Origin of the sequence: Microbacterium sp. (assembly GCF_047972865.1) — a bacterium.
Lineage (GTDB): Bacteria > Actinomycetota > Actinomycetes > Actinomycetales > Microbacteriaceae > Microbacterium.
Genome location: NZ_JBKEAY010000262.1, coordinates 1 through 22,928, shown reverse-complemented (window position 1 = coordinate 22,928; position 22,928 = coordinate 1). Strand labels below are relative to the sequence as shown.

Sequence of the window (22,928 nt, the reverse complement as noted above, 5' to 3'; positions counted from 1 at the left end):
CGAGCAGGCGCAGCACGCTGTACACGAGGGCGGAGCGGGCACGCATACCCCCAGTCTACGGGCGTGAGCCGTTGTCAGGCTGTGACCGTGGAACCCGGCGCTGGGCCGTCGCTCGCCTAGGATGGGGGTGTGGCGAGAGTCCTCATCCCTCTGACCCTGCTGCTGGTCGCGTTTTGGATCTACAGCATCGTCGACTGCGCGATGCAGCCACCGACCCGCCATCGCGGGGTGAGCAAGCCCGCGTGGATGCTGATCGTCATGCTCTTCCCTGTCTTCGGTGGCGTGCTGTGGTTCACCGTCGGCCGTCCTGAGCGTGGTCGGCCGCAGCCGCCGCGCGCCCCCGACGACAACCCCGAGGTCCTCGGCTCGATCGGGTCGACGGCCGACCAGGACGAACGGATCCGTCGCCTCGAAGAAGAGCTCGCCGCGCTCGACGCCGAAGACGACGACCCCCGGTGGCGCACGCACGAGGCGGGCGCCCCGGATGCCGCCGACCGGCCCGCCGCGCCCGCCGCCGACCCCGACCCGGACGACCCGGACGCCGCTCCCGAGGCGAGCCCGGAAGACGACGGCGAGAGCCGGGACGCGCGCAGCTGACATGACCTCCCGATCCGGCCGCGCGCCGGCCACCGACGCGGCCGCCGCCCTGCTGGGCAGGCTCGTGGAGCGGGGCGTCGCTCACGTGGTGCTCAGCCCCGGTTCGCGTTCGCAGGCGCTCGCGCTCGCCGCCGCCGAGGGGGAGGCCCGCGGCGCACTGCGCCTGCACGTGCGGATCGACGAGCGGGTCGCCGGGTTCACCGCGCTTGGCATCGGCCGTGAGACCGGAATGCCCGCGGCGGTCGTCTGCACGTCGGGCACCGCCGTGGCGAACCTGCTGCCGGCGGCGCTGGAAGCCCATCACGCCGGGGTGCCGCTGCTGCTTTTGACCGCCGACCGCCCGCCGGAGCTGCGCGGGGTGGGCGCGAATCAGACCACCCGGCAGCCGGGCATGTTCGCGCCGAACATGCGGCTGGCCACCGACGTCCCGGTGCCCGAGGCGAGCGACGACGACGGCGCCGGTGAGCAGACACGCCTGCTGCGGGCGCTCGCCGCCGACGCGGTCGCGGCGGCCCTCGGGGTCGGTGCCCGCTCCGCCGGACCGGTGCACCTGAACCTGCCGTTCCGGGAACCGCTCGCCGGGGCACTGCCGGGGTGGATGCAGGCGGCCGGCGCCGCCGGCGCCGACGAGGCGGAGACCCCCGCCCCGTGGGGAGCGCTGTACCAGGGCGGCGGTGGCATCGGCGAATCCGCCGACGCGACCGACGGCGGGGACGCGTCGATCGTGCTCGAGCGCGGCCCGCGCACGATCGTGGTGGCCGGGGCGGATGCCGGTCCCGCGGCCGAAGACCTCGCCCACCGCGGCGGGTGGCCGCTGGTCGCCGAGATCGTCAGCGGGGCCCGCTTCGGGCGAAACCTCGTCCACGCCTACCGCGACCTCCTCGCCGCCGAGAGCCTCGGCGGCGCCGTGGAACGGGCGGTGGTGTTCGGGCATCCCACCCTCAGCCGGGAGGTCACCGCGCTGCTCACGCGCGCGGATGTCGAGGTGGTCGCGGTGCGCGGCCCGGGCGAACCGCTCAACCTCAACGGGGTGACGGTCGCCGCCGACGCCGTCACGGTGGCCGAGGGGGGCGCCGACCGCGCGTGGCTGGCGGAGTGGATGCGTGCGTCGCAGGCCGGCGCGGTCGATCTGAGCCCGGCGCCGCCGGATGCGGCCGGTCTGTCGTCGGTGGAGCCGGCCACGCGGCTGGGGGCGATCGCCGCCGAACTCGACGTCATCCGTGCCCCGCTGGATCGCACGGCGCTCGTCGACGCGGTGTGGCGGGCGACCTGGCCGCACGATCGGCTGCTGTTCGCGTCGTCGCGGCTGGTCCGGGTGGCCGATCGCGTGCTGGGCGGCAAGAAGGTGCCGGTGCACGCCAACCGGGGGCTCGCGGGCATCGACGGAACCATTGCGACCGGCATCGGCGTGGCCCTGGCCAGCCAGACCGCCGGGGCGGCGGGCGTGACCCGGGTGCTCACCGGTGATCTCGCGCTGCTGCACGACGTGGGGGCGCTGCTCATACCCGCCTCGGAGCGCGAACCCCGCATCCAGGTGATCGTCGGCAACGACGGCGGCGGCACGATCTTCGACGACCTCGAGGTCGCCGGTGTCGCCGATGACGCGGCGTTGGACCGCGTGCTGTACACCCCGCAGGAGGCGCGGCTGGACCAACTCGCCGCGGCCTACGGGTGGGAGCACCGCCGGGTGACCACCCGTGCCGCGCTCGATCAGGCGCTGACCGCTCCGGTGACGGGACGTCAGCTGATCGAGGTGCCGCTGGCGCGCTGAGCCCGCTCGTCGGCCACAATGGCCTACATGACCAGCACCAGCCTGAACGTGTGGACGGCCGACCCGGCCCAGACCCTGCGGGTCGGTGACGGCTTCCGGCTCGCCGACGTCGACACCCGGGCGACCCCCGGGTACGGGCACGGCAAGCACCGGGGGTCGGCCGACCTGGCCCGCGGCGCGGATGTGCTGGACGGGCTGCAGGAACGCCTCCACGCCTCCAGCCGCGAGGACCCGGAGGCGCCCGCGGTGCTGCTGGTGCTGCAGGCGATGGACACGGCGGGCAAGGGCGGCATCGTGCGGCACGTGATCGGGGCGACCGATCCGCAGGGCATCATGCTGCACGCGTTCAAGAAGCCCACCGACGAAGAGCTGGCGCACGACTTCCTGTGGCGCGTCGAGAAGCAGACGCCGCGCGCCGGGTTCATCGGGGTGTTCGACCGCTCGCACTACGAGGACGTGCTGATCGGGCGGGTGCGGCAGTTGGCGCCGGCCGACGAGATCGAGCGGCGTTACGGCGCGATCAACGACTTCGAGGCGCGGCTCACCGACACCGGGGTGCACCTGGTGAAGGTGATGCTGCACATCTCGCCGGACGAGCAGAAGGCGCGCCTGGGGGAGCGCTTGGACCGGCCGGACAAGCACTGGAAGTACAACCCCGGTGACATCGACGAGCGGATGCTGTGGCCGGCCTACATGGACGCCTACCAGACCGTGTTCGAGCGGACGTCCACGGTCGCCGCACCCTGGTTCGTCGTGCCGGCCGACCGCAAGTGGTACGCGCGCCTGGCGGTGCAGGAACTGCTCCTGGACGCCCTGGAGCGTATCGACCCGCACTGGCCGCGAGCGATGTTCGACGTGGCGGCGGAGAAGATCCGGCTGGCGGCCAGCTGATCAGGCCAGCGCGTCGACGACCGGGCGGAATTTCACCCGCGTCTCGAGCATCTCGGTCTCGGGGTCACTGCCGGCGACGATGCCGGCGCCGGCGTGCGCGACCACCGGAATGCGCTCGCCCGGACCGGACGGCCCGAACTGGGCGCACCGCAGCGCGATCGCCCACTCGCCGTCGCCGTTCGCGTCGATCCAGCCGACCGGGCCGGAGTAGCAGCCTCGGTCGAACGGCTCCAGACGACCGATGAGCTCGCGCGCCGCCGCCGTGGGTGTCCCCGCGACGGCCGCCGTGGGATGCAGGGCTCCGACCAGGTCGAGCGCCGACGAGGCGGCATCGAGCGTGCCTTCCGCGTCGGTGGCGAGGTGCCAGACGTTCGGGAGCTTCAGGGCGAACGGTTCCTCGGCCGCGACCAGCGCGTTCGTGAACGGGCGCAGCGCGGTCAGCACGCTGTGGACCGCGTACTGGTGCTCGTCGAGGTCTTTCGCGCTCGTCGCCAGTCGCAGTGAGGCCGCGGTGTCCTCGTCGGCATCCGCCCCGCGCGCGGCGGTGCCGGCCAGCACCCGCGTCGTGACGGTGCCGCCGGAGACCGTGACGAGGGTCTCCGGGCTGGCGCCGATGAGGCCCGCCACCGCGAAGGTCCAGGTGTCGGGGTAGGCCGTGGCCAGTGCGCGCACGAGACGGCGCAGGTCGGATGCCGCCGGTGCCGACCCGGCCAGGTCGCGCGCCAGCACCACCTTGCCGACGTCGCCGCGGGCGATCGCGTCAAGTGCGGCACGCACCGCGGTCTGGTACCCCGCCGGGGTAAGCGTGCCCGGGCCCAGTGTGGCCGACCAGTGCGGACCGTAGGGGGTCGCCGGCGGCAGCGTCGGCACTCCGGTCTCGCCGATGCGCGTCACCCAGGAACGGTCGCCGCGGCGGCCGACGATCACCGACGGCACGATGAGCCCGCCCGTGCGGGCCGACCGCGGGTCGAAGGGGAGTGCCCCGAACGCGACCAGCCCGGTGCCGGGAAGCCCCACGGGGTCGTCGATCTCGGCGGCGGCCGAGACGCGGCGCCACCACTGCGCGGTCGCGGCAGGGTCCGACCCGGGGAAGTGAGCGGCCGCGCCGCCGCCGACCAGCGTGTCGCCGCGCCGCGACCACACCAGCGGGTCTGCGGGGGCGGCGCAGGCGACGGCATCCTCGATCGTGTCGACCTCGCGGGTGACGGCGCGCAGCGGCACGCGGGTCGGGTCCGGGTTCACGCTCTCAGCCTATTGCCGCTGCCGCGGGCCGGACGGCGGACGGGCCGCCGTCGACCGCGGGGCGCGGCTCTAGACTCGAACGGTGACCTTCGACGACAACCGCGCCGACCTCCACAAGGATCCCGCCCGCGTCAGCGGTATGTTCGATCAGGTCGCCACGGGCTACGACCGCACCAACACGGTTCTCAGCCTCGGCAACGACCGGTTGTGGCGGGTCGCGACGACGCGGGCGATCGCCCCGCGTCCGGGGCAGCGCATTCTTGATCTCGCCGCCGGCACCGGCACGAGCTCGGCGGCGCTGGCGCGCAGCGGGGCCACGATCGTCGCCGCCGACTTCTCGCCCGGCATGATCGCCGAGGGCAGGCGTCGGCACGGCGACATCCCGAATCTGATGTTCGCGCACGCCGACGCCACCGATCTGCCTTTCGGCGACGGTGAGTTCGATGCCGTGACCATCTCGTTCGGGCTGCGCAACGTCTCCGACCCGGATCGCGCGCTCGCCGAGATGCTGCGGGTGACGGCGCCGGGAGGACGGCTGGTCGTCTGCGAATTCTCCCACCCGACCTCGGCGGTGTTCGGGCGGCTGTACCGGTTCTACAGCGACCGGGTGCTGCCGGTGGCGGCGCGTGCGGTCAGCTCGAACGCCGCGGCGTATGACTACCTCAACGAATCCATCCGGGACTGGCCCGACCAGGGTGCGCTGGCCGCTCGCATCCGCGCCGCGGGGTGGACCGGAGTGGCGCACCGCGACCTCACCGGCGGGATCGTTGCTCTTCACCGGGCCACCGCCCCCGCGGCTGACCCCGTGGACACGGGCCGCTAGGCTGGTGGCCGTGACTCCGAGCCCCTCCGTGCCCGGCTCGCAGCTGGGGAACCGCCTCGGTCTGACCGAGCGTATCTTCGCGGGTCCGAAGCAGCGCCGTCTGCTGGCCGTCGTCGACGACGGCTTGGCGCTGGTCGAGGCGCGGCTGGAGGCGGAGTTGCACGTCACCGATGTGCTCGCCGACGCCACGACGCGCTATCTCTACGAAGCCGGGGGCAAACGGCTGCGCCCGATGCTCACCATCCTGACGGCACAGTGGGGCGACGGGACGACCGAGGACGTCGTCGCGGGCGCTTGCGCACTGGAGATCACGCACCTCGGATCGCTCTACCACGACGATGTCATGGACGGAGCCGACACCCGCCGCGGGGTGCCCAGCGCCCACGCCGTGTGGGGGAACAACATCGCGATCCTCACCGGCGACCTGCTGTTCTCGCGCGCGAGTCAGCTGATGTCGCAGATCGGCGAACCCGCCATCCGGTTGCAGTCGAACACGTTCGAGCGGCTCGTCCTGGGGCAGATGCACGAGACGGTCGGGGCCCAGGCCGATGACGACCCGGTGGAGTTCTACCTGCAGGTACTCGCCGACAAGACCGGGTCACTCATCGCCGCCGCCGCGCAAGCCGGTGTCCTGTTCTCGGGAGCGCCGTCCGCGTACGAGCAGCCGTTGCTGGAGTTCGGCGAGAAGGTCGGGATCGCCTTCCAACTCCTCGACGATGTGATCGACCTGTCGGCGGATGCCGACGAGACCGGCAAGGTCCCCGGCACCGACCTGCGCGCGGGGGTGCCGACCATGCCGTTCCTCCTGCTGGGGCGGGCCACCGATCCGGCATCCCGTGCGCTCACCGCGGCGATCGACGACGGTGTGGCCCGGATCGCCGACGGGGCCGATCCGGGCATCCTCGACGAGCCGCTCGGCCGGCTGCGGGAGCACCCCGCCACGGTGGCGACGCGACGTCTGGCCGCGGACTGGTCGCGGGATGCCGTCGGAGCCCTGGCGCCGCTGCCCGACGGGCCCGTGCGCGACGCGCTGACACGCTTCGCGCGAGTGGTCGTCGACCGCTCTCACTGACCTCCGGGCACCCACCCGGCACCATTCGGAAGGATCTGCATGACCAAGCTCAGGCTGGCCATCGTCGGCGCGGGACCGGCAGGCATCTACGCCGCGGACATCCTGCTGAAGGCCGAGCGGAAGTTCGACGTGTCGATCGACCTGTTCGATCAGCTGCCGGCGCCGTACGGTCTGGTGCGGTACGGCGTCGCCCCCGATCACCCGCGGATCAAGGGGATCATCACGGCGTTGCGCGACGTGCTGGACCGCGGTGACATCCGCATCTTCGGCAACGTGCACTTCGGCACCGACCTCACCCTCGACGACCTAAAGCGCCACTACCACGCCGTGATCTTCGCGACCGGTGCCGTGCGCGACGCCGACCTCGACCTCCCGGGCATCGACGCGGCGGGGTCGCTGGGGGCGGCCGACTTCGTGAGCTGGTACGACGGGCATCCTGATGTTCCGCGCGAGTGGTCGCTCGACGCCGAGTCGGTCGCCGTGGTCGGCAACGGGAACGTCGCACTGGATGTGGCGCGGATGCTGGCCAAGCACGCCGAGGATCTGCTGCCCACCGAGATCCCTGAGAACGTGTACCAGGGGTTGTGGGATTCGCGCGTGACCGACGTGCACGTCTTCGGGCGGCGGGGCCCCGCGCAGGTGAAGTTCACGCCCCTGGAACTGCGCGAACTGGGCGAACTGCGGGACGTGGACATGGTCGTCTACGACGAGGACTTCGATTACGACGAGGCCGCGCAGGCGGCGATCGCCTCGAACAAGCAGGTGATGGTGATCGATCGGGTGCTGCAGTCGTGGCGGCAGCGGCCGAGCGTCAACAACGCCGGCGGTGAAGCGTCGCGTCGGCTGCACCTGCACTTCTACGCCAAGCCCGTCGAGGTGAGGACCGACGCCGACGGTGCCGCCGTGGCGTTCGTGTACGAGCGCACCCGCCCGGACGGTCAGGGCGGGGTCGTGGGTACCGGGGAGCGGCGCGAGGTGCCGGTCGGTCAGGTGTACCGCGCGGTCGGGTATTTCGGCTCGCCGTTGCCGGGCGTGCCGTTCGACAAGCGGCACGGCGTGATCCCGAACCACGAGGGACAGGTGCTGCGCAAGGACTCCAACGAGCGGGTTCCAGGTGTTTATGCGACCGGGTGGATCAAGCGCGGACCGGTCGGGCTGATCGGTCACACCAAGTCGGACGCGATGGAGACCATCCGTCACCTGATCAACGACCAGGGCTCATGGTGGAACCCGGACGACCCGTCCGAGCAGGCCGTCGTCGATCTGCTGGCCTCGCGCGGGGTCTCCTGGACCGACCTGGAGGGCTGGCACCGGCTCGATCAGCACGAGATCTCCCTGGGCGCGCCGCACGAACGAGCCCGCATCAAGGTGGTCGACCGCGACGAGATGGTGGCGGTCTCGACCGGGGCGTGAACCGGGGAACGGGACTGCCGGAGCCGCCCGGTTACCCGTGGCGGCGAGTGGCCAGCGCGGCGGTGGCCGCTACGACGGCACAGATGGTCATCGCAACCGCCATGGGGAGGGCGGTGTTCTGCCCCCACAGCCCCACGATGGGGGACGCGATCCCGCCCACGAGGAACTGTGCGGCGCCCAGGAGTGCAGCGCCGGCGCCGCGCGAGGAGGCGTCGGTGTGTGCGAGTGCCAGGGCGCTGGAATTGGCCATGGTGTAGCCGGTGCCGCTGTTGACGATAAGGGCCGCGATCGCGAACGTCACCGGCGTCAGCAAGTCGCCCACCGTCAGCATCAGCATCAGTGCCGCCCCGGTCACCTGTGCGGTGACGCCGATCATCATCATGCGCTGCGGGCCGAATCGGGGTGCGATGGCAGCGTTGGTGAGGTTCGAGAGGACCAGCCCGACGGCGCTGGCCACGTACACGAGGGAGTAGACGAACGGCGACATCCCCAGCAGGGACTGGCCCACGAACGGGGATGCCGCGATGTACGACATGAGCGTGGCGAACCCGAATCCGTATGCCACGACCGCCGTGCGGAACGCACGGTCGCTAATCAGCGGCGCGAACCGGCTGAACAACCGACTGAACCGTGCGGGCTGCCGCTGACCCGGGGGCAGCGATTCGGGGACGGCGATCAGCGCGGTGAGGAACATCGTCCATGCGACCGCGGCGATGACGGCGATCACGCCACGCCACCCCCACACTCCGGCGATCGCGCCGCCGATCGGTGGCGCGATGATGGGTGCCACGGCGCCGACGGTGGCGATGATGCTGATGGCCCGCACCGCGGTCGCCCCGGTGCTGAGGTCGACGGCGATGGCGCGGGCGATCACCACGCCGGACGCGCCGCTGAGGCCCTGCACCAGCCGGAGTCCGATGAAGACCTCGATCGTGGGTGAGAACACCAGCGCGGTCGTCGCGCCCGCAAACACCGCCATGGCGATGACGAGCACGCGCCGGCGACCCCACTGGTCGGTGAGCGGCCCGAGCAGCAATTGACCCACCGCGACGCCGACCATGAATGCCATCAGTGTGGATTGCACCTGGGAGGGTGCGGCACCGAGATCGTCGGCGATGTCGGTGAACGACGCCAGATACATGTCGGTTGCGATGGGGCCGACGGCGGCGACGAATCCGAGCGCGGCGAGCAAGCCCGTCGTCAATCGTGGATGCTGCTGCACCGTGCCTCCTGCCCGTCCGATCGTATCGGCATCCACCAGTAGGCTGGCGCCATGCCCGACTGGCGGCCCGACTTCCTCGGCGACGGCCTGGAACAGCTGACACTGGCGTCGGACGCGGCCGACACTACGGTGGCCACCCTCGTGCGGCGCCTGCCGCCGTGGCGGCACGCGCACTTCGGCCTGCTCCGCGACGTCGACGTGCTGTACGTGCACGGCTGGTCCGACTACTTCTTCCAGACCGAGGTGGCCCGGTGGTGGAACGCTCGGGGCGCCCGGTTCTTCGCGCTCGACCTGCGCCGGTACGGCCGCAGCCTGCGCGAGGGGCAGACGCCCGGCTACGTCGCCGACCTCGACGAGTACGACGCCGACATCGCCGCGGCGCTGGCCGCGATGGCGCGCGGGTCGCGGCGGCTCGTGCTGATGGGGCACTCCACGGGCGGGCTCATCCTGACGCTCTGGGCTGCGCGTTTTCCGGGCGTCGCTCACGCGCTCGTGCTCAACAGCCCGTGGCTGGAGATGCAGGGCGGACCGGTCGCGCGCCAGGCGCTCGGGGCGTTCGTGCACCTGCGGGCGACCGTGGATCCGCTCGGCGGGCAACCCGAGGTGGACTTCGGCTTCTACACTCGCGCCCAGCGCGAGATCGGCACGCTCCCCACCGATGTGCACCGCGAGCAGTGGCGACCCGACCGCGGGTTCGCCACGCATCCGGGGTGGTTCAGCGCCGTCCTCCGTGGGCATGAGCGCATCGCCGCCGGCGTCGAGGTGGGATGCCCGGCACTCGTGCTGCTGTCGGCCCGATGGATGCCGCCGGTGCAGTGGGCCGAGGACATGACTCGGGCCGACACCGTGCTCGTCGTCGACGACATCGCCCGGGCGGCGACCCGGATCGGCGCCGACGTGACCGTCGCTCGGATCCACGACGGCGTGCACGACCTCTTCCTGTCACGCCCCGGCCCGCGCGCCGCCGCGTTCGCCGCCCTGGACCGGTGGATGCTGCGCGGCGCGCTGGACTGACTCGTTCATCCGCGCCGAAACGTCGGTCGTCCAGCCAGCATCCCGCAGTTCGGCGCGAACGAACGGCGGGGTGGTCGACACGGTGACGAGTGGGTATTGATTTATATAGGCATCCTATGCATACTGAGGAGGGTCAGGGTTGCGACGAATGAGGAGGGGCCCGATGAGCACTCTCGCGGGATACACGTACGACGCCGATCTCGACCGGTCACCGGTGAGCACCGACGAGCTTGCGCTGCTGCTGGACACGCTGGCGTGGAGCGATGCGGATGCCGCCGCGCTCGCCCGCGCGGGCGAACTGCTGGCTCCACAGGTCGAGAGCGTGCTCGACGTCTGGTACGGCTTCGTCGGGTCACACCCGCATCTGGTGGTCTCGTTCTCGGGGGAGGACGGCCGGCCCGACGGCGACTACCTCTCCGCGGTGCGCGTGCGGTTCGGGCAGTGGATCCGCGACCTGTGCGCCCGGCCCTGGGACCAGCGCTGGCTCGACTATCAGAACGAGATCGCCCGGCGCCACGTCGTCACGATGGGCCAGACCGACGGCGTCGCCTCGGATCAGACCCACATTCCACTGCGGTACCTGATCGCGTTCGTCTGGCCGATCACCGCGACGGTGCGCTCCTTCTTGTCGTCGGGGGCGGTCGACGACACCGAACTCGACGCGATGCACGCCGCCTGGTTCAAGGCGGTCACCCTCACGGTCGCGCTGTGGGCACAGCCGTACCGCCCGGATCGGTGGTGACCACGATCGGCGAACAAGACCTTGATCGCCGGCTGCTCGCCGGCATTGAGCGCCTCGGTCGCGCGCTGCGCGCGGGGCGGCAGCGCATCGCGACCGCGCACGATCTCTCGGTGCTCGGGCTGGCCGTGCTGGAACGGCTGCACGAGCAGGGGCCGCAACGACCGGGCGACCTCGCCGAGGAGTTGGATGTGTCCCAGCCCACCGGCAGCGATGCGGTCGGCGCGCTCCAGCGGCGCGGGCTGGTGGAGCGCCGTCGCAACCCCGCGGACCTCCGCAGTTCGCTGGTGCACCTGACCGACGCGGGCGGTCAGGTGGCGGCCGAGGTCGCGCGCGAGCTGGCACCGCTGTTGCGGGTGGATGCCGCCACCGCCGCCGACCGGGGCACGGCACTGCGGGTCGTGCTCGGTCAGATCGCCCGGCTGCAGCGCGACGGGGTGATCACGGTCGCGCGCACCTGCTTCACGTGCGGGCACTTCGACCCGGGCGACGGCGCCGGCGCGCGGTGTCTGCTGCTGCGCCGGGATCTTCCCGACACCGACCTGCGCGTGGACTGCGCCGAGCACGTGCCGGCGCCGGCGGTCTGAGCGCCCACGGCGGTGGGCTCAGCCCTGACGGGGGTCGGTGAGGCTCCGGGCGGACAGGCCCGTCACGGTCGCCCACGGCTCGAACACTTCGGGGGACGGCCCGTCCAATTCGCACCGGAGCGCGCCGTCCACACTCCGCGCGAACGAGATGCCCCAGCGCGTGGTGGCTGCCAGGGTGTAGCGCGCAGACCGATCGATACGGGCGCGCCAGGTCCGGCGCGCGAGGGGTGATCGCCCCGGCTGCTCCCACCACATCCGGCGAACGTACCGCCCTGCCCCGACACCCCGCGGCCCTCGGAGCGCCTGACGACCGCGATCAGTCAGTGAGACATCTGGCTGGCAAATAAGGTAAGGCAGTCCTAAGCTATAGTGCACGTGCCACCGCGCGCTCACATCCACCGGAGACAGTCAGTCGTGTTCGCCACCCTTCTTATCGGTCTGCGTGAAGGCCTCGAGGCCGCGCTGGTCGTCGGCATCCTCGTCGCCTACCTCGCGCGCATCGGCCGGCGCGATGCGCTCGGCCGGCTCTGGGGCGGCGTGGGACTGGCTGTCGCGCTGTCGCTCGCCGTGGGGGCGATTCTGACGTTCGGCGCCTACGGGTTGACGTTCCAGGCGCAGGAGATCATCGGCGGATCGCTGTCGCTGCTGGCCGTCGCGATGGTCACCTGGATGATCTTCTGGATGAAGAAGGCCGGGCGCACCATGAAGCGCTCGCTCGAGAGCGGGGTCGACCGCGCGCTCGCCGAGGGGAGCCTGTGGAGCATCGTCGTGCTCGGGTTCGTGTCGGTCGCACGGGAGGGGATCGAGACCACGCTGCTGCTGTGGTCGATGGTGCGTTCGTTCGGCGATGCGCCCGATGCGCTGCTGGGCGCGCTGCTCGGCATCGGCATCGCCGTCGTGCTGGGCTGGCTCATCGCCCGCGGCGCCCTGCGCCTGAATCTGCGGCGCTTTTTCACCTGGACGGGTGCCTTCCTGATCGTGGTGGCCGCCGGTGTACTCGCCTACGCGATCCACGATCTGCAGGAGGCCGCCGTGCTCCCCGGTCCGTTCACCACGCTCGCCCCGATCGCCGCGGCCGGAACGGTCGCCGTGGGGTGGGCGGCGTTCCCGTTCGGGTGGGCGTTCGACGTGTCGGCCGTGATCGAACCGGGCGGTGTGCTCGCGACCCTGCTGCAGGCCACCATCGGGTTCATGCCCCAGATGTCGTGGCTGCAGGTGATCGCATGGGTCGCCTACATCGCGATCGTCGGCGCCCTGTTCTTCCGGCCCGTCCGCGCGTCGCAGGCGCCGGACCCCGAGTCCCGCCCCCATTCCGTCGCCACCTCGTAAGGAACGTGATGCATCGTCCCCGTCTCGCCGCCGCCGGCATCGCCGCTATTATCGCCGTCGCCCTGACCGGATGCGTCGCCAACGCGCCGACGGGAGCATCGGACTCCCTCACCGTGACGTCGACGGCATCCGACTGCGCCGTGTCGGCCGCGGCAGCGACCAGCGGAACGCTCACCTTCGAGGTGAACAACGAAGGAACCGAGGTGACCGAGTTCTACCTGCTGGCCGACGACGGCCTGCGCATCGTGGGCGAAGTGGAGAACATCGCCCCCGGGGCGTCGCGCACCGTGACGGTGGTCGCGCAACCGGGCGACTACTTCACACTGTGCAAGCCCGGGATGATCGGCGAGGGCGTCGGCAAGGCGGCGTTCACCGTCACCGGTGAACAGGTCGTCGCGACCGGCCCGGATGCCGAGCAGAAGCAGCAGACCGTGGACCTCTACGCCGCGTTCGTGAAGGATCAGGTCGAGCAACTGGTCCCCGCCGTCGACGGGTTCGTCGCGGCATACGAAACCGGCGACGACGACACCGCGCGCGACGAGTTCCCACGGGTGCGGTTGTACTACGAGCGCATCGAGCCGGTCGCCGAATCGCTCGGCGACCTCGATCCGCGCATCGACTACCGCGAAGTGGATGCCGTCGCCGAAGGGCTGGAGTGGACCGGGTTCCACCGCATCGAGAAGGACCTGTGGGTGCCGGCGCGCGATGCGCTGAACTCGGACGGTGTGACCCCGGCGTGGCAGGACTGGGAGCCGTCGACCCCGCAGGAGCGGGCCTCGTACGGCGCGCAGTTGATCGCCGATGTCGCCGAGCTGAACGACTACGTCCACTCCGACGAATTCACCGCCGCCCTCGATGCGCAGGGGATCGCCGGCATCTCCAACGGTGCGATCACCCTGCTCGACGAGGTCGCCACGGGCAAGATCACCGGGGAAGAGGACTGGTGGTCGGGGACCGACCTGTACGACTTCGCGGCCAACGTTGAAGGCTCGAAGATGGCGTTCTCGCTGGTCCGCGACTACGCGGCCGCGCAGGGCGACGACGGCGCCGACCTGGTCGCGCAGATCGACGACGGGTACGCCGTGCTGCAGGAGACCCTCGACTCGCACGGCACGATCGCCGACGGTTTCGTGGACTTCGGCGACCTCTCCGAAGCGGACAAGCGCGTCCTGATCGACCAGATCAACGTGCTCGCCGAGCCACTCTCGCAGCTGACCGCGACGGTGCTGGCATGACCCAGGCCGGCTCCGGGCTCAGCAGGCGGGCGCTGATCGGCCTCGGTCTGGGGGCCGCGGCTGCGGGTGTCGCCGTGGGGGCCGGGGCGGGCTCGGCCGCGGGGGTGGCGGTGGGGCGAGCGCGGCAGCAGGAGACCGCGGCATCCGTCTACGACTTCTTCGGCATCCACCAGGCGGGGATCACGACGCCGGTGCAGGACCACATGCACTTCGCGGCATTCGACATGATGGCACGCACGACGCGTGACGACCTGATCGAGCTGCTGCAGGACTGGTCGTATGCTGCCTCGCGAATGACACAGGGGCTGGACGTGAGTGCGACCGGCGCGGTCGGTGGGTCTCCGCAGGCGCCGCCCGATGACACCGGGGAGGCGCTCGGGCTGTCGGCGAGCGGGCTCACGATCACCTTCGGGTTCGGTCCGACCCTGTTCGAGACGGTGGAGGGCGAAGACCGCTACGGGATCGCGGCGCGGCAGCCGGCGTCGCTCGCGGCGCTGCCGCCGTTTCTAGGTGACGACCTCGACCCGGCCGCGTCGGGCGGTGACCTCTGCGTGCAGGCGTGCGCCGACGATCCGCAGGTCGCCGTGCACGCGGTGCGCAACCTCAGCCGCATTGCGTTCGGGAGGGCACGGTTGCGGTGGTCGCAGCTCGGGTTCGGCCGAACGTCGCGCACCACGAGCGACCAGGAGACCCCGCGGAACCTGTTCGGATACAAGGACGGCACCGCGAACATCCTCGCCGACGACACCGACGCGCTCGACGCGTGGGTGTGGGCCTCGGAAACGAACTGGATGGCCGGGGGCACCTATCTGGTGGCGCGGAAGATCGCGATGCTCGTCGAGACGTGGGACCGGGTGCGGCTGGCCGAGCAGGACCGCATCGTCGGGCGCGACAAGGCCGAGGGTGCGCCGTTGTCGGGCGGGGACGAGTTCGCCGCGCCGGACTTCTCGGCGACGGTCGACGGGACCGACGCGATCGACCCCGACTCGCACGTGCGGCTCGCTCATCCCGAGACGAACGACGGCATCCGCATCCTGCGTCGCGGGTACAACTATGTCGACGGCAACGACGCGCTCGGCAGGCTGGATGCGGGGCTGTTCTTCCTGTCGTTCCAGCGCGACCCGCAGCAGTTCGTGACGCTGCAGAAGCGGCTGTCGACCGACCTGATGCTGGAGTACGTCCGCCACATCGGCTCGGGGGTGTGGGCCGTGCCCCCCGGCGCCGAACCGGGGTCGTACGTGGGCGCACCGCTGTTCGCGTAACGCTGCTGCCGCCGCCCTCGTTCTACCCGCGCTGTTCATTGGTCAGTCCGCTCGGATGCCGGTCGCAAACCCCGACAACGAGGGACCGCACCCGGGCGGGCACGGTCCCTCGTTATCTGCGAGCTCAGTGCCCGCGCTTCGAACCCTGACCGTTGTCGGTCCGGGGCACGCGGACCAGCTGCAACTGACGGTCCTCCACCAGTTCATCGGACGCGGAGGTGCTGCCGAGTCGGGTGCTGCTGTGGGCCTGGGTGGTCATCAGGTAGGAGCCGCGGCCGAAGTAGCGCGACACGTCGATGGTGCCGGACGACTCCTCGTCGGTGCCGTAGACCGAACCCGGGTCGTCGGTGAACAGAGCAGGGTCGTGCTCGAGGATCGCGGTGAGCCGGTCGGTGCGCAGGGTGTAGGCGTAGACGCGTGCCTGACGCGGATTGTTGCCCGGGTCCTCGCTGAGGATGAGTTGCCTGCCGTTGGCGGACGCCGTCAACGCGCCGTCGGCGCCGTGGTCGTGCACTGCTCCGGCGCCCGGCCGCATCTCGTGGTTCATGAGGAGGGTGATTGTCCCGTGCCCGTTGTCGTACGCGCCGAGGCCGTCGGGGACGCCGGCCATCGTGTACCCGTTAGCGGCCTCGTCGTCGACCGTGAGGATCGAGGTGTTCGTCACGCCCGGCGCGATCGGGATCAGGTACGGGGCCACGTCGGTCGACGGGGCCGGTTGCGGTCGTCGGGTCGGCGTACGCGGCGGTCGCTGCCGCGAGGGGGATGACGGCAGCTACGGCGGTCGCGGCGATCCAACGAGCCACTGCTTGAACACCGCCTTCGACCTGCCCTCGACCATGTCCATCAGCCGTGCCGGCCCGGTCTTGTGCCTCGCGGGCGTGAGGTCGATGATCACGGTCACGTACTTGTCACCGAACCTCGTGTGACGCCACACGTGCTCGTCGACACCGATCGTGGTCACACCGTCGAATCGTGCCGGGTCGTCGATCAGCCGCTGCTTGCCCTCGGCGAGGATCGCGCTGTTCGCTGTGTGCCACGACACTCCGAGACCTGCTGCTGCGCGGGAGACGGTGAGGTGGTCGACCACGATTGCAGTGAGCGCCCACCCGATTCCGTCGCGGGAGATCTTCGCCCGCGGTGCCGCCGCCTTGGATGTGTCCTGCCGCCAGGTCCGGCGGCAGTGCGCGCACCGGTAGCGGCGCACCCGTATCAGCAGCATCGTCGGCCGGTGCCCGAACGGTTCATGCGCCAGCGGATGCGTCACTCAGCACCGCCCGATCCGGCTCCAGACGCTGCCCGACGGCTTCAAGGCCGAGCTCGTCGAGGCGGCAGAACGTGGTCAGGTCGGGCGCGGCGAAGGCTGCGTGAGACACGTCGAGGTCTTGCGATAGGCCAGGTGCCGCAGGTTTCTACCGGATGACGAGCTCCGGGCCGTTGCCCGTCTCGTGAATCGTCCAATACTCAGCTGCAATGTCTTCCGGGGTGCGGAACGGGTAGCCCTCCTTCGGCGGCTCCGCGCCGATGAACAGCCCGATCGCGATGTGAGCGATTGTGACGCCAGAGCCGGCGAGGCGCTTGTGGAGGTTGAGCGCCCAGTTCCGAGTCGCCGCCTGGGCCGCGTTCATGGCTCCGAAGATCGGCACGGGGTCGATCGATCCGATTCCTGCGGTCAACAGAATCGTGCCCTGTCCGCGCTCACGCATCGCAGGGAGTACCGCCTGCACCGCGGTGACGGCACCGTACGTCTGAGCCTGAATGGAGGAAGCGAGCTTCTCGACGGTGACATCAATCGGGTCGAGCATCGACGATGGGCCAGCGCTGTATGGCGAGAACTCGAGAACGTCGATCGTGCCGAGCTGCGCCTCCGCATCTGCCAGAGCCGCAGCCAACATGACAGCGTCGGCGGTGTCTGCGACGAACCGCTCTGCAACGATGCCCTCGGCCTTGAGCGTTGCGACGAGGCTGTCGAGCGTGTCTGCGTTGCGGGCGATGATTGCCGCGGAGTAACCGTGGGCGCCGAACGTTCGGGCGAGGGCGAGGCCGAGGCCGGGGCCGGCCCCGATGATGGCGATGGTGGGCATGATCATCCTTTGGTTACTTGTTGTTCCTTTTGAGATGATGACTCATACCCAAGGACCGTACAAAAGGAACATCGATGTTCCAGATAGCAAGGAGCTCACATGGCTGAACGGGAGTATGCGTCCGCACGGGACATGCTCACGGCGTACGAGGAGCGGTGTGCGAACACCGATGACGGCATCATCATGCGCGAGCTGCTCGATCGCATCGGCGACAAGTGGGCGCTGCTGGTCATCGGCACGCTCGCTTTCGGCCAACTCCGATTCGGCGACCTGCGGGCACACATCCCCGGTGTCTCGCAGCGGATGCTGACGATCACTTTGCGCCACCTCGAACGCGACGGCCTGGTGACCCGCACCGCATTCGCCGAAATTCCTCCACGGGTCGAGTATGCGCTGAGCCCCCTCGGACACAGCCTGGTAAAGCCCGCCTCCGCCCTCGCCACCTGGGCGATCGAGCGCATACCCGAGATACGAGCCGCTCGCGCACACTTCGACGCGGACACCTGACCCCTGCGGCTCAGACGAGCACTACACCCTTGATTGCGAAGAGCCACTTTTGCGGACTCGTTGCGGAGTGAAAGCAGAAAATCCCTGATCAGAGGCTTGCGTTACCGGTAGTTGACGAACTGGAGATCGACGTCGAGGTCGGCGGCTTTCAGCATCCGCTGCACCGACTGCAGGTCGTCGCGCGACTTGGACTGCACGCGCAGTTCATCGCCCTGGATCTGTGACTTGACCGATTTGGGTCCTTCGTCGCGGATCATCTTGCTGATCTTCTTGGCATCGTCCTGCGAGATGTCTTCCTTGAGAGTCGAGACGATGCGGAAGTCCTTGCCGCTGGCCTGCGGCTCGCCCGTCTCCAGCGACTTCAGCGAGATCCCTCGCTTGATGAGCTTGGACTGGAACACATCGAGCACCGCCTTGGCGCGCTCTTCCGTGCTCGCCTTGATGAGGATCGCCTCGCCGCTCCACTCCACCGACGCGCCGGTGCCCTTGAAGTCGTAGCGCTGCTCCACTTCTTTGCGGGCCTGATTGAGCGCGTTGTCCGCCTCTTGGCGGTCGATCTTGGAGACGATGTCGAAACTCGAGTCAGCCATGGGGGAGAGTGTACCGAGATGCGCCGCCGCGAGGCCCGACCGGGGCATTCGTACAATGAACGGATGCAGGCCCTCACCGAAACCCAGGTGCGCTCGGTTCTCGTGAACGCCTCCGACGATGAGCGCGACCGGCTCGCCCTGCCGCTGAACTTTCCGCTCGTGGAGTGGGACCACCTCGATTTCTTCGCGTGGCGTGACCCGCGTACGCGCGGCCGAGGGTACCTCGTCGCCGAGTTGGACGGCGCTCCCGCCGGGGTGGTGCTGCGCGCGGCATCCGGTTCCGCGCATGCGAGGCCGGCGATGTGCAACCTCTGTCACACGATGCAGCCGGGCGACCAGGTCGCGCTGTTCACGGCGCGCAAGTCGGGGAATGCCGGGGAACGCGGCGACAGCATCGGCACCTACATCTGCAGCGACCTGTCGTGTCACGAGAATGTGCGCCTCGCCGCTCCGCTGGCCCCGAATGAGGTGCGGGCCAGCGTCGACCGCCGCATCGACGGCACGCGCCATCGCATCGAGTCGTTCGTGGAGCGGGTGGCGACGACCGAGTGACCCCGGGCGTGGTCCGTGACACCTGTGGGGGCGAGTAGTATTGTCAATCGCGCCTCCGATTGACTGTACAAGCCGGCCGGGTGCGCACCCGGCGAGTTACCCAAGCGGCCAAAGGGATCTGACTGTAAATCAGACTGCACTGCATTCGGGGGTTCGAATCCCTCACTCGCCACCGCTTCGCGGCATCCCCCCTGCCGTGCCGACCGCCGTCTGGCGGCGCCGGCCCGCATGCGAGGATAGAGGATGTGCGGCAACGCCGCGGGGAGGAACGCTATGACCCAGCCGATCACGAGTCCGTCGTCCGCGAAGTTGCTGCGCGCTGCCCTGTGGGTCGCCATCGGGGCGCTCATCGCGGCAGCCATCATCTGTGTTGTATGGGTGTTGCTCGGCGACAGCGACGGGATGATCGGTAAGGCGTTCCTCACGATTCTGCTGTTGGCGGGATTCGCCGGCGTCGCAATCCTCGAGGCGGGGATGGCGCCGCGCCGGGAAGCCTGGCTGTCGCTGACCAGCATGACCACGTGGATCCTGACGCTGCTGATCGGCGCGTTCTTCATCTGGATGCCGGATGGATCGAGCATGTTCGGCGGCTTCGAACGGATGACGAGATTCCTCGTGATCATCGTCGTGCTGCAGCTCGCTCTGCTGCACGCGTGGCTGTTCACGAAGGCGCACCGTCGCTACCCGATCTCGTTCACGAGCATCGTCACGTATGTCACGCTGGCGCTGGTCGGGATCCTCGCGATGCTGCTCGTTTTGCCGTTGATGTTGGACGAATGGGTCGACTTCGGTGACCTCTACTGGCGGATCGTTGTCGCGCTGGCCATTCTTGCGGCGGTGGGAACGGCGCTGGTCCCCCTCATCAACGCGCTGTTCGCGCCGAAGAAGCAGCTGCCGCGGCCGCCTGGGCCGGGTGCCGGGGCATACGCGGCTCCCGTGTCGCAGCCATGGCCCACCTACGTCGACGGCGTCACGCCCCTGCCGGTACTGCCCGACGGTACGCCCGACTGGAACGCGTACTACACCGGCCAGCCGACCTATCCGTACGGCGCCCCTACGGTGCCCGCGCCGCCGATCGCGTCGCCGCAACCGCTCGCGCCGGGTCCGGTGGCGCCGGCGCCCGCCTCGGCACCGGTAGCCCCGACACCCGGAGCACCCGCCTCCGCACCGCCGGCCCCGGCGCCAGCAGCGCCGGCCCCGGCACACCCGGCTCCGGCAGACCCGGCGGCGGCACCGCCCCAACCCGAGCAGACCGGCTACCAGGGGTACCCCGCCCCGCCCGCGCCGCCGAGCTGACCGCCGCATGTCGCGTCCGGGCGGTGCGCTCCACCGCCCGGACCGCGCGTTGAGCGTCCTCCTGGACCGCGTAGCGTGGATGCCATGGTGGATACCCGCGACCTCCTCCCGCTTACCATCGACATCGCGCGTGAGGCGGGCGAACTCGCCCGCCGTCGGCGCACGGAAGGGGTGGCGATCGCGGCGACGAAGTCGACGATCGCCGATATCGTCACCGAGGCCGATCGCGAAGTCGAGCAGCTGATCCGGGGGCGACTCGCGCGGGCGCGCCCCGGCGACGGCTTCCTCGGGGAGGAGTCCGGTGCCGAGGTGGGCAGTTCCGGAGTGACCTGGGTCGTCGACCCCAGCGACGGCACCGTGAACTACGCGTACGGCATCCCGCACTACGCGGTGAGTGTCGCGGCGGTGACCGGGGCGCCCGAACCGGGTTCGTGGACGGCCGAGGTCGGCGTGGTGTTCGCGCCGGAGTCGGGTGAGCTGTTCCACGCGGCGCGGGGCGCGGGTGCGTGGCTGGGGGAGCGGCGACTGCACGTCGAAGAGCCCGGTCCGGCGGGAGCGCTGGTCGGCGTGGGCTTCGGGTACGACCCGGCGACGCGACCCGGCGACCTCGATCGGCTGACCCGGGCGTTTCCGTTGGCGCGGGATGTGCGGCGTGCCGGATCGGCCGCGCTCGACCTGGCCTACGTCGCCGCGGGGCGTCTCGATGCCTACTTCGAGCGTGGGCTTCACCCGTGGGATCACGCCGCGGGCGGGCTGCTCGTGCTCGAAGCGGGCGGGATGCTCGGGGGGCAACCGGGCGGGCATCCGGGCCGGCCGATGACCGTCGCGGCCGCTCCAGGGTTGTTCGCGCGCCTCATCGAGGTCGTCTACCGGTAACCACTCACGGCGGCTGCGCGTTCATGGCATTCTCAGACTGGTGCCGCTAGTGTTTACCTGATCGTTATCTTGCCACCCGACGGGTGAGGGCGATCCGACCCGTGTACCACCGCCGATGTCGCGATCGGCTTATCGAGAGTGCCTGACCACCCGTGAACCCGGCTTCGCCTGTGCCCCCTGCGGCGGACGCGCCCGCGCTGACGCGTGCCGAGTGGCGTCGCCGCCAGTCTGAGGCGGCCCGTGCGGATGCTGGGCGGGCGGATGTTGCGCCGGTTGGAGCACTGGGTGGGGATGCTGGGCGGACGGCGGATGCGACGACGCGAGCCGATGCTGCGCCAGCCGCTGGCGTTGGCGAGCGTCCCGCTGCTGCTCTCGGTGGCGAGGCGCCCCCGTTGCGGCGGCGTGATCGGCGTCGCGCGGAGGCCCCCGCGGAGCCGTTGGATGCCGCCGTCGCGTCCCCGGAGGCGACCGCGTTGCCGGCGTCGTTCCGGGCGACCCCCGCGGCGAACGCGTGCGGGGACGACGAGTTCGAGCGCGCCGCCCGGCTGTTCGCCTTCACGGGGGAGATGCCGGAGCGCCGCGCGAAGGTCAAGGTCGCGCCGATGGCGACCGCTTCCGTGCTCGCGCCGCCGGCTCGACGGCTGTCGGGTCGCGCGATCGCGGCGCGCCTGGTGGCGGCATCCGCCTCGGTCGGCGTGATGGGTGTGGTGGGGCTATTGGCGTTCGGTACCGCCGCCCCTGCCGCGGTGGCCACGACGACCGCCACCGCGGACATCCACGTCGTCGCGGACGGCCCGGTGGCCGACGAGGAGGGCATCCAGGCGTTCGTGACGTCATCGGACACGCCGACGGTGACGCTCGACCGCACCGAGTCCTACAGTGTGACCTCGCTCTCCGAGATTGCCGCAGAGTCGGGTGTGACGCAGTTCGCGAACACGTGGGTGAACGATCCGAACTGGGAGGTGCAGTGGCCGTTCCCGGTGGGGGTGCCGATCTCGGCGACCTATGGTTCCACGAGCTACCTGGCACTGTTTTCCACCCCGCATCGCGGTGTCGATTTCACGCCGGGTGCGGGGGCCGAGATCCACGCGGTCGCAGCGGGCACCGTGCGCATCGCGACGCAGGCCGGCGGTGACTACGGAGTGACGGTGGTGATCGATCACGTCATCGACGGTGAGAAGGTATCGACTCGCTACGCGCACATGCAGTACGGGTCGCTCCGGGTGGCAGAGGGTGACACGGTCGAGGTCGGCGATGTGATCGGGACGGTCGGTTCGACGGGCCGTTCCACCGGTGCTCACCTGCACCTAGAGGTGCTGCTCGACGGGAGCACGCACACCGACCCGGTGGCCTGGATCAAGGAGCACACCGGCACCTGACGGCGATTCGTCGGGATGCCGGGCCGATGGTATTCTCGTCTCGTTGCCCGCGCGCGGGCGGCACGCCCCGATAGCTCAGTGGCAGAGCACTTCCATGGTAAGGAAGGGGTCGTCAGTTCAATCCTGACTCGGGGCTCGCAAGACACCTTCGGGTGTATCGCGGCAGGGTAGCTCAGTTGGTGAGAGCGCACGACTCATAATCGTGAGGTCGCGGGTTCAAGCCCCGCTCCTGCTACCAAACTAGTCATACTCGAACAAATGACCTGAAGATATTGGTCGCTCTGTTCGGCAGAACAAGCGTCGGAGCACATAGCTCCGGCGCTTTTCGTGTTCGTGAGGTTGGCGGTAACGGCGTCGCGGATCTCGGCGGGGGTGGGCTGGAGTTCGCGCTCGACGGTGACGAGGTGTCCGTCGTCGTCCACCCAGATGCGATGGAAGAACGCAGCGAGG

General features: G+C 70.2%; 22 protein-coding genes, 3 tRNA genes and 1 pseudogene. 20 read left to right on the top strand and 6 right to left on the bottom strand.

Annotation, left to right across the window (positions count from 1 at the left end; all coding sequences use genetic code 11):
* Positions 1–129 precede the first annotated feature (129 nt).
* The 3 genes from ACK5KK_RS15845 to ACK5KK_RS15835 are packed head-to-tail and all read left to right on the top strand — an operon-like array spanning position 130 to position 3,259.
* A complete protein-coding gene (locus ACK5KK_RS15845) occupies positions 130–597 on the top strand; it encodes a PLD nuclease N-terminal domain-containing protein (protein WP_416891046.1) in 468 nt (155 codons plus the stop codon).
* 1 nt (position 598) lies between these two features.
* Positions 599–2,368 (top strand): 2-succinyl-5-enolpyruvyl-6-hydroxy-3-cyclohexene-1-carboxylic-acid synthase, encoded by a 1,770-nt coding sequence (menD, locus tag ACK5KK_RS15840; RefSeq protein ID WP_416891045.1) that lies wholly within the window; start codon positions 599–601, stop codon positions 2,366–2,368.
* A gap of 27 nt (positions 2,369–2,395) precedes the next feature.
* Entirely contained in the window at positions 2,396–3,259 is an 864-nt protein-coding gene (locus ACK5KK_RS15835) for a PPK2 family polyphosphate kinase (protein ID WP_416891044.1), read from the top strand.
* On the opposite strand, the gene ACK5KK_RS15830 is transcribed toward ACK5KK_RS15835, so the two are convergent.
* A complete protein-coding gene (locus ACK5KK_RS15830; RefSeq protein WP_416891043.1) occupies positions 3,260–4,501 on the bottom strand; it encodes an isochorismate synthase in 1,242 nt (413 codons plus the stop codon).
* Between the two features lie 82 nt (positions 4,502–4,583).
* On the opposite strand from ACK5KK_RS15830, the gene ACK5KK_RS15825 reads away from it, so the two are divergent.
* From ACK5KK_RS15825 to ACK5KK_RS15815, 3 genes are read left to right on the top strand one after another with little or no spacing between them, the layout of a single operon-like run.
* Positions 4,584–5,324, top strand: a complete 741-nt coding sequence (locus tag ACK5KK_RS15825) for a demethylmenaquinone methyltransferase (protein ID WP_416891042.1) — start codon at positions 4,584–4,586, stop codon at positions 5,322–5,324.
* 10 nt (positions 5,325–5,334) lie between these two features.
* Positions 5,335–6,396, top strand: a complete 1,062-nt coding sequence (locus ACK5KK_RS15820) for a polyprenyl synthetase family protein (protein WP_416891041.1) — start codon at positions 5,335–5,337, stop codon at positions 6,394–6,396.
* Positions 6,397–6,435: 39 nt separating this feature from the next.
* Entirely contained in the window at positions 6,436–7,809 is a 1,374-nt protein-coding gene (locus ACK5KK_RS15815; protein WP_416891040.1) for an FAD-dependent oxidoreductase, read from the top strand.
* Between the two features lie 31 nt (positions 7,810–7,840).
* Here the strand turns inward: ACK5KK_RS15815 and ACK5KK_RS15810 are convergent, their stop codons facing one another.
* Entirely contained in the window at positions 7,841–9,013 is a 1,173-nt protein-coding gene (locus ACK5KK_RS15810; protein ID WP_416891039.1) for a multidrug effflux MFS transporter, read from the bottom strand.
* A gap of 69 nt (positions 9,014–9,082) precedes the next feature.
* Here ACK5KK_RS15810 and ACK5KK_RS15805 point away from each other — a divergent pair, with 69 nt between their 5' ends.
* From ACK5KK_RS15805 to efeB, 6 genes are all read left to right on the top strand, one after another.
* Complete coding sequence (locus ACK5KK_RS15805; RefSeq protein ID WP_416891038.1) at positions 9,083–10,045, top strand: alpha/beta hydrolase; 963 nt, start codon at positions 9,083–9,085, stop codon at positions 10,043–10,045.
* 163 nt (positions 10,046–10,208) lie between these two features.
* On the top strand, positions 10,209–10,787 hold the full coding sequence (locus ACK5KK_RS15800; RefSeq protein ID WP_416891037.1) for a protoglobin domain-containing protein: 579 nt from the start codon (positions 10,209–10,211) through the stop codon (positions 10,785–10,787).
* Positions 10,754–11,371 carry a MarR family winged helix-turn-helix transcriptional regulator gene (locus ACK5KK_RS15795; RefSeq protein ID WP_416891036.1) on the top strand — a complete coding sequence of 206 codons (618 nt, stop codon included), beginning with the start codon at positions 10,754–10,756 and terminating at the stop codon, positions 11,369–11,371. Before ACK5KK_RS15800 ends, ACK5KK_RS15795 begins: the two co-directional genes overlap by 34 nt.
* 414 nt (positions 11,372–11,785) lie before the next feature.
* Entirely contained in the window at positions 11,786–12,700 is a 915-nt protein-coding gene (gene efeU, locus ACK5KK_RS15790; RefSeq protein ID WP_416891035.1) for an iron uptake transporter permease EfeU, read from the top strand.
* An 8-nt stretch (positions 12,701–12,708) separates the two neighbouring features.
* A complete protein-coding gene (gene efeO, locus ACK5KK_RS15785) occupies positions 12,709–13,935 on the top strand; it encodes an iron uptake system protein EfeO (protein WP_416891034.1) in 1,227 nt (408 codons plus the stop codon).
* The gene (gene efeB, locus ACK5KK_RS15780) at positions 13,932–15,197 is read left to right on the top strand and encodes an iron uptake transporter deferrochelatase/peroxidase subunit (RefSeq protein WP_416891033.1); all 1,266 of its coding nucleotides are present in this window, start codon (positions 13,932–13,934) and stop codon (positions 15,195–15,197) included. The genes efeO and efeB overlap by 4 nt, the downstream gene beginning before the upstream one ends.
* A gap of 124 nt (positions 15,198–15,321) precedes the next feature.
* Here the strand turns inward: efeB and ACK5KK_RS15775 are convergent, their stop codons facing one another.
* The 3 genes and pseudogenes from ACK5KK_RS15775 to ACK5KK_RS15765 all read right to left on the bottom strand — a co-directional run bounded on the left by ACK5KK_RS15775 (position 15,322) and on the right by ACK5KK_RS15765 (position 17,278).
* Entirely contained in the window at positions 15,322–15,894 is a 573-nt protein-coding gene (locus ACK5KK_RS15775) for a hypothetical protein (RefSeq protein ID WP_416891032.1), read from the bottom strand.
* An 87-nt stretch (positions 15,895–15,981) separates the two neighbouring features.
* A pseudogene (locus ACK5KK_RS15770) lies at positions 15,982–16,570 on the bottom strand (ISL3 family transposase); the annotation flags it as partial.
* A 36-nt stretch (positions 16,571–16,606) separates the two neighbouring features.
* On the bottom strand, positions 16,607–17,278 hold the full coding sequence (locus tag ACK5KK_RS15765) for an SDR family NAD(P)-dependent oxidoreductase (protein WP_416891031.1): 672 nt from the start codon (positions 17,276–17,278) through the stop codon (positions 16,607–16,609).
* Positions 17,279–17,377: 99 nt separating this feature from the next.
* On the opposite strand from ACK5KK_RS15765, the gene ACK5KK_RS15760 reads away from it, so the two are divergent.
* Positions 17,378–17,785, top strand: a complete 408-nt coding sequence (locus ACK5KK_RS15760) for a winged helix-turn-helix transcriptional regulator (RefSeq protein ID WP_416891030.1) — start codon at positions 17,378–17,380, stop codon at positions 17,783–17,785.
* A 101-nt stretch (positions 17,786–17,886) separates the two neighbouring features.
* Here the strand turns inward: ACK5KK_RS15760 and ACK5KK_RS15755 are convergent, their stop codons facing one another.
* Positions 17,887–18,375 carry a YajQ family cyclic di-GMP-binding protein gene (locus ACK5KK_RS15755; RefSeq protein WP_416891029.1) on the bottom strand — a complete coding sequence of 163 codons (489 nt, stop codon included), beginning with the start codon at positions 18,373–18,375 and terminating at the stop codon, positions 17,887–17,889.
* 63 nt (positions 18,376–18,438) lie between these two features.
* On the opposite strand from ACK5KK_RS15755, the gene ACK5KK_RS15750 reads away from it, so the two are divergent.
* The 7 genes from ACK5KK_RS15750 (at position 18,439) to ACK5KK_RS15720 (ending at position 22,716) form a co-directional block, all read left to right on the top strand.
* Complete coding sequence (locus tag ACK5KK_RS15750; protein ID WP_416891028.1) at positions 18,439–18,927, top strand: FBP domain-containing protein; 489 nt, start codon at positions 18,439–18,441, stop codon at positions 18,925–18,927.
* Positions 18,928–19,017: 90 nt separating this feature from the next.
* A tRNA-Tyr gene (locus ACK5KK_RS15745) sits at positions 19,018–19,099 on the top strand.
* Positions 19,100–19,200: 101 nt separating this feature from the next.
* Positions 19,201–20,223, top strand: coding sequence for a hypothetical protein (locus ACK5KK_RS15740; protein ID WP_416891027.1), 1,023 nt, complete (start codon positions 19,201–19,203; stop codon positions 20,221–20,223).
* Positions 20,224–20,307: 84 nt separating this feature from the next.
* Positions 20,308–21,099 (top strand): inositol monophosphatase family protein, encoded by a 792-nt coding sequence (locus ACK5KK_RS15735; protein WP_416891026.1) that lies wholly within the window; start codon positions 20,308–20,310, stop codon positions 21,097–21,099.
* A 437-nt stretch (positions 21,100–21,536) separates the two neighbouring features.
* A complete protein-coding gene (locus ACK5KK_RS15730) occupies positions 21,537–22,478 on the top strand; it encodes a M23 family metallopeptidase (RefSeq protein WP_416891025.1) in 942 nt (313 codons plus the stop codon).
* Positions 22,479–22,542: 64 nt separating this feature from the next.
* Positions 22,543–22,614, top strand: a tRNA-Thr gene (locus ACK5KK_RS15725).
* A 25-nt stretch (positions 22,615–22,639) separates the two neighbouring features.
* Positions 22,640–22,716: transfer RNA gene (locus ACK5KK_RS15720), tRNA-Met, on the top strand.
* Positions 22,717–22,928: the final 212 nt, after the last annotated feature.

Excerpts from the sequence above, each read along its gene's own strand:
- menD (WP_416891045.1), top strand. The coding sequence starts at position 599 with ATGACCTCCCGATCCGGCCGCGCGCCGGCCACCGACGCGGCCGCCGCC.
- ACK5KK_RS15835 (WP_416891044.1), top strand. The coding sequence starts at position 2,396 with ATGACCAGCACCAGCCTGAACGTGTGGACGGCCGACCCGGCCCAGACC.
- ACK5KK_RS15815 (WP_416891040.1), top strand. The coding sequence starts at position 6,436 with ATGACCAAGCTCAGGCTGGCCATCGTCGGCGCGGGACCGGCAGGCATC.
- ACK5KK_RS15805 (WP_416891038.1), top strand. The coding sequence starts at position 9,083 with ATGCCCGACTGGCGGCCCGACTTCCTCGGCGACGGCCTGGAACAGCTG.
- ACK5KK_RS15800 (WP_416891037.1), top strand. The coding sequence starts at position 10,209 with ATGAGCACTCTCGCGGGATACACGTACGACGCCGATCTCGACCGGTCA.
- efeO (WP_416891034.1), top strand. The coding sequence starts at position 12,709 with ATGCATCGTCCCCGTCTCGCCGCCGCCGGCATCGCCGCTATTATCGCC.
- efeB (WP_416891033.1), top strand. The coding sequence starts at position 13,932 with ATGACCCAGGCCGGCTCCGGGCTCAGCAGGCGGGCGCTGATCGGCCTC.
- ACK5KK_RS15765 (WP_416891031.1), bottom strand. The coding sequence starts at position 17,278 with ATGCCCACCATCGCCATCATCGGGGCCGGCCCCGGCCTCGGCCTCGCC.
- ACK5KK_RS15760 (WP_416891030.1), top strand. The coding sequence starts at position 17,378 with ATGGCTGAACGGGAGTATGCGTCCGCACGGGACATGCTCACGGCGTAC.
- ACK5KK_RS15755 (WP_416891029.1), bottom strand. The coding sequence starts at position 18,375 with ATGGCTGACTCGAGTTTCGACATCGTCTCCAAGATCGACCGCCAAGAG.
- ACK5KK_RS15750 (WP_416891028.1), top strand. The coding sequence starts at position 18,439 with ATGCAGGCCCTCACCGAAACCCAGGTGCGCTCGGTTCTCGTGAACGCC.
- ACK5KK_RS15740 (WP_416891027.1), top strand. The coding sequence starts at position 19,201 with ATGACCCAGCCGATCACGAGTCCGTCGTCCGCGAAGTTGCTGCGCGCT.
- ACK5KK_RS15735 (WP_416891026.1), top strand. The coding sequence starts at position 20,308 with ATGGTGGATACCCGCGACCTCCTCCCGCTTACCATCGACATCGCGCGT.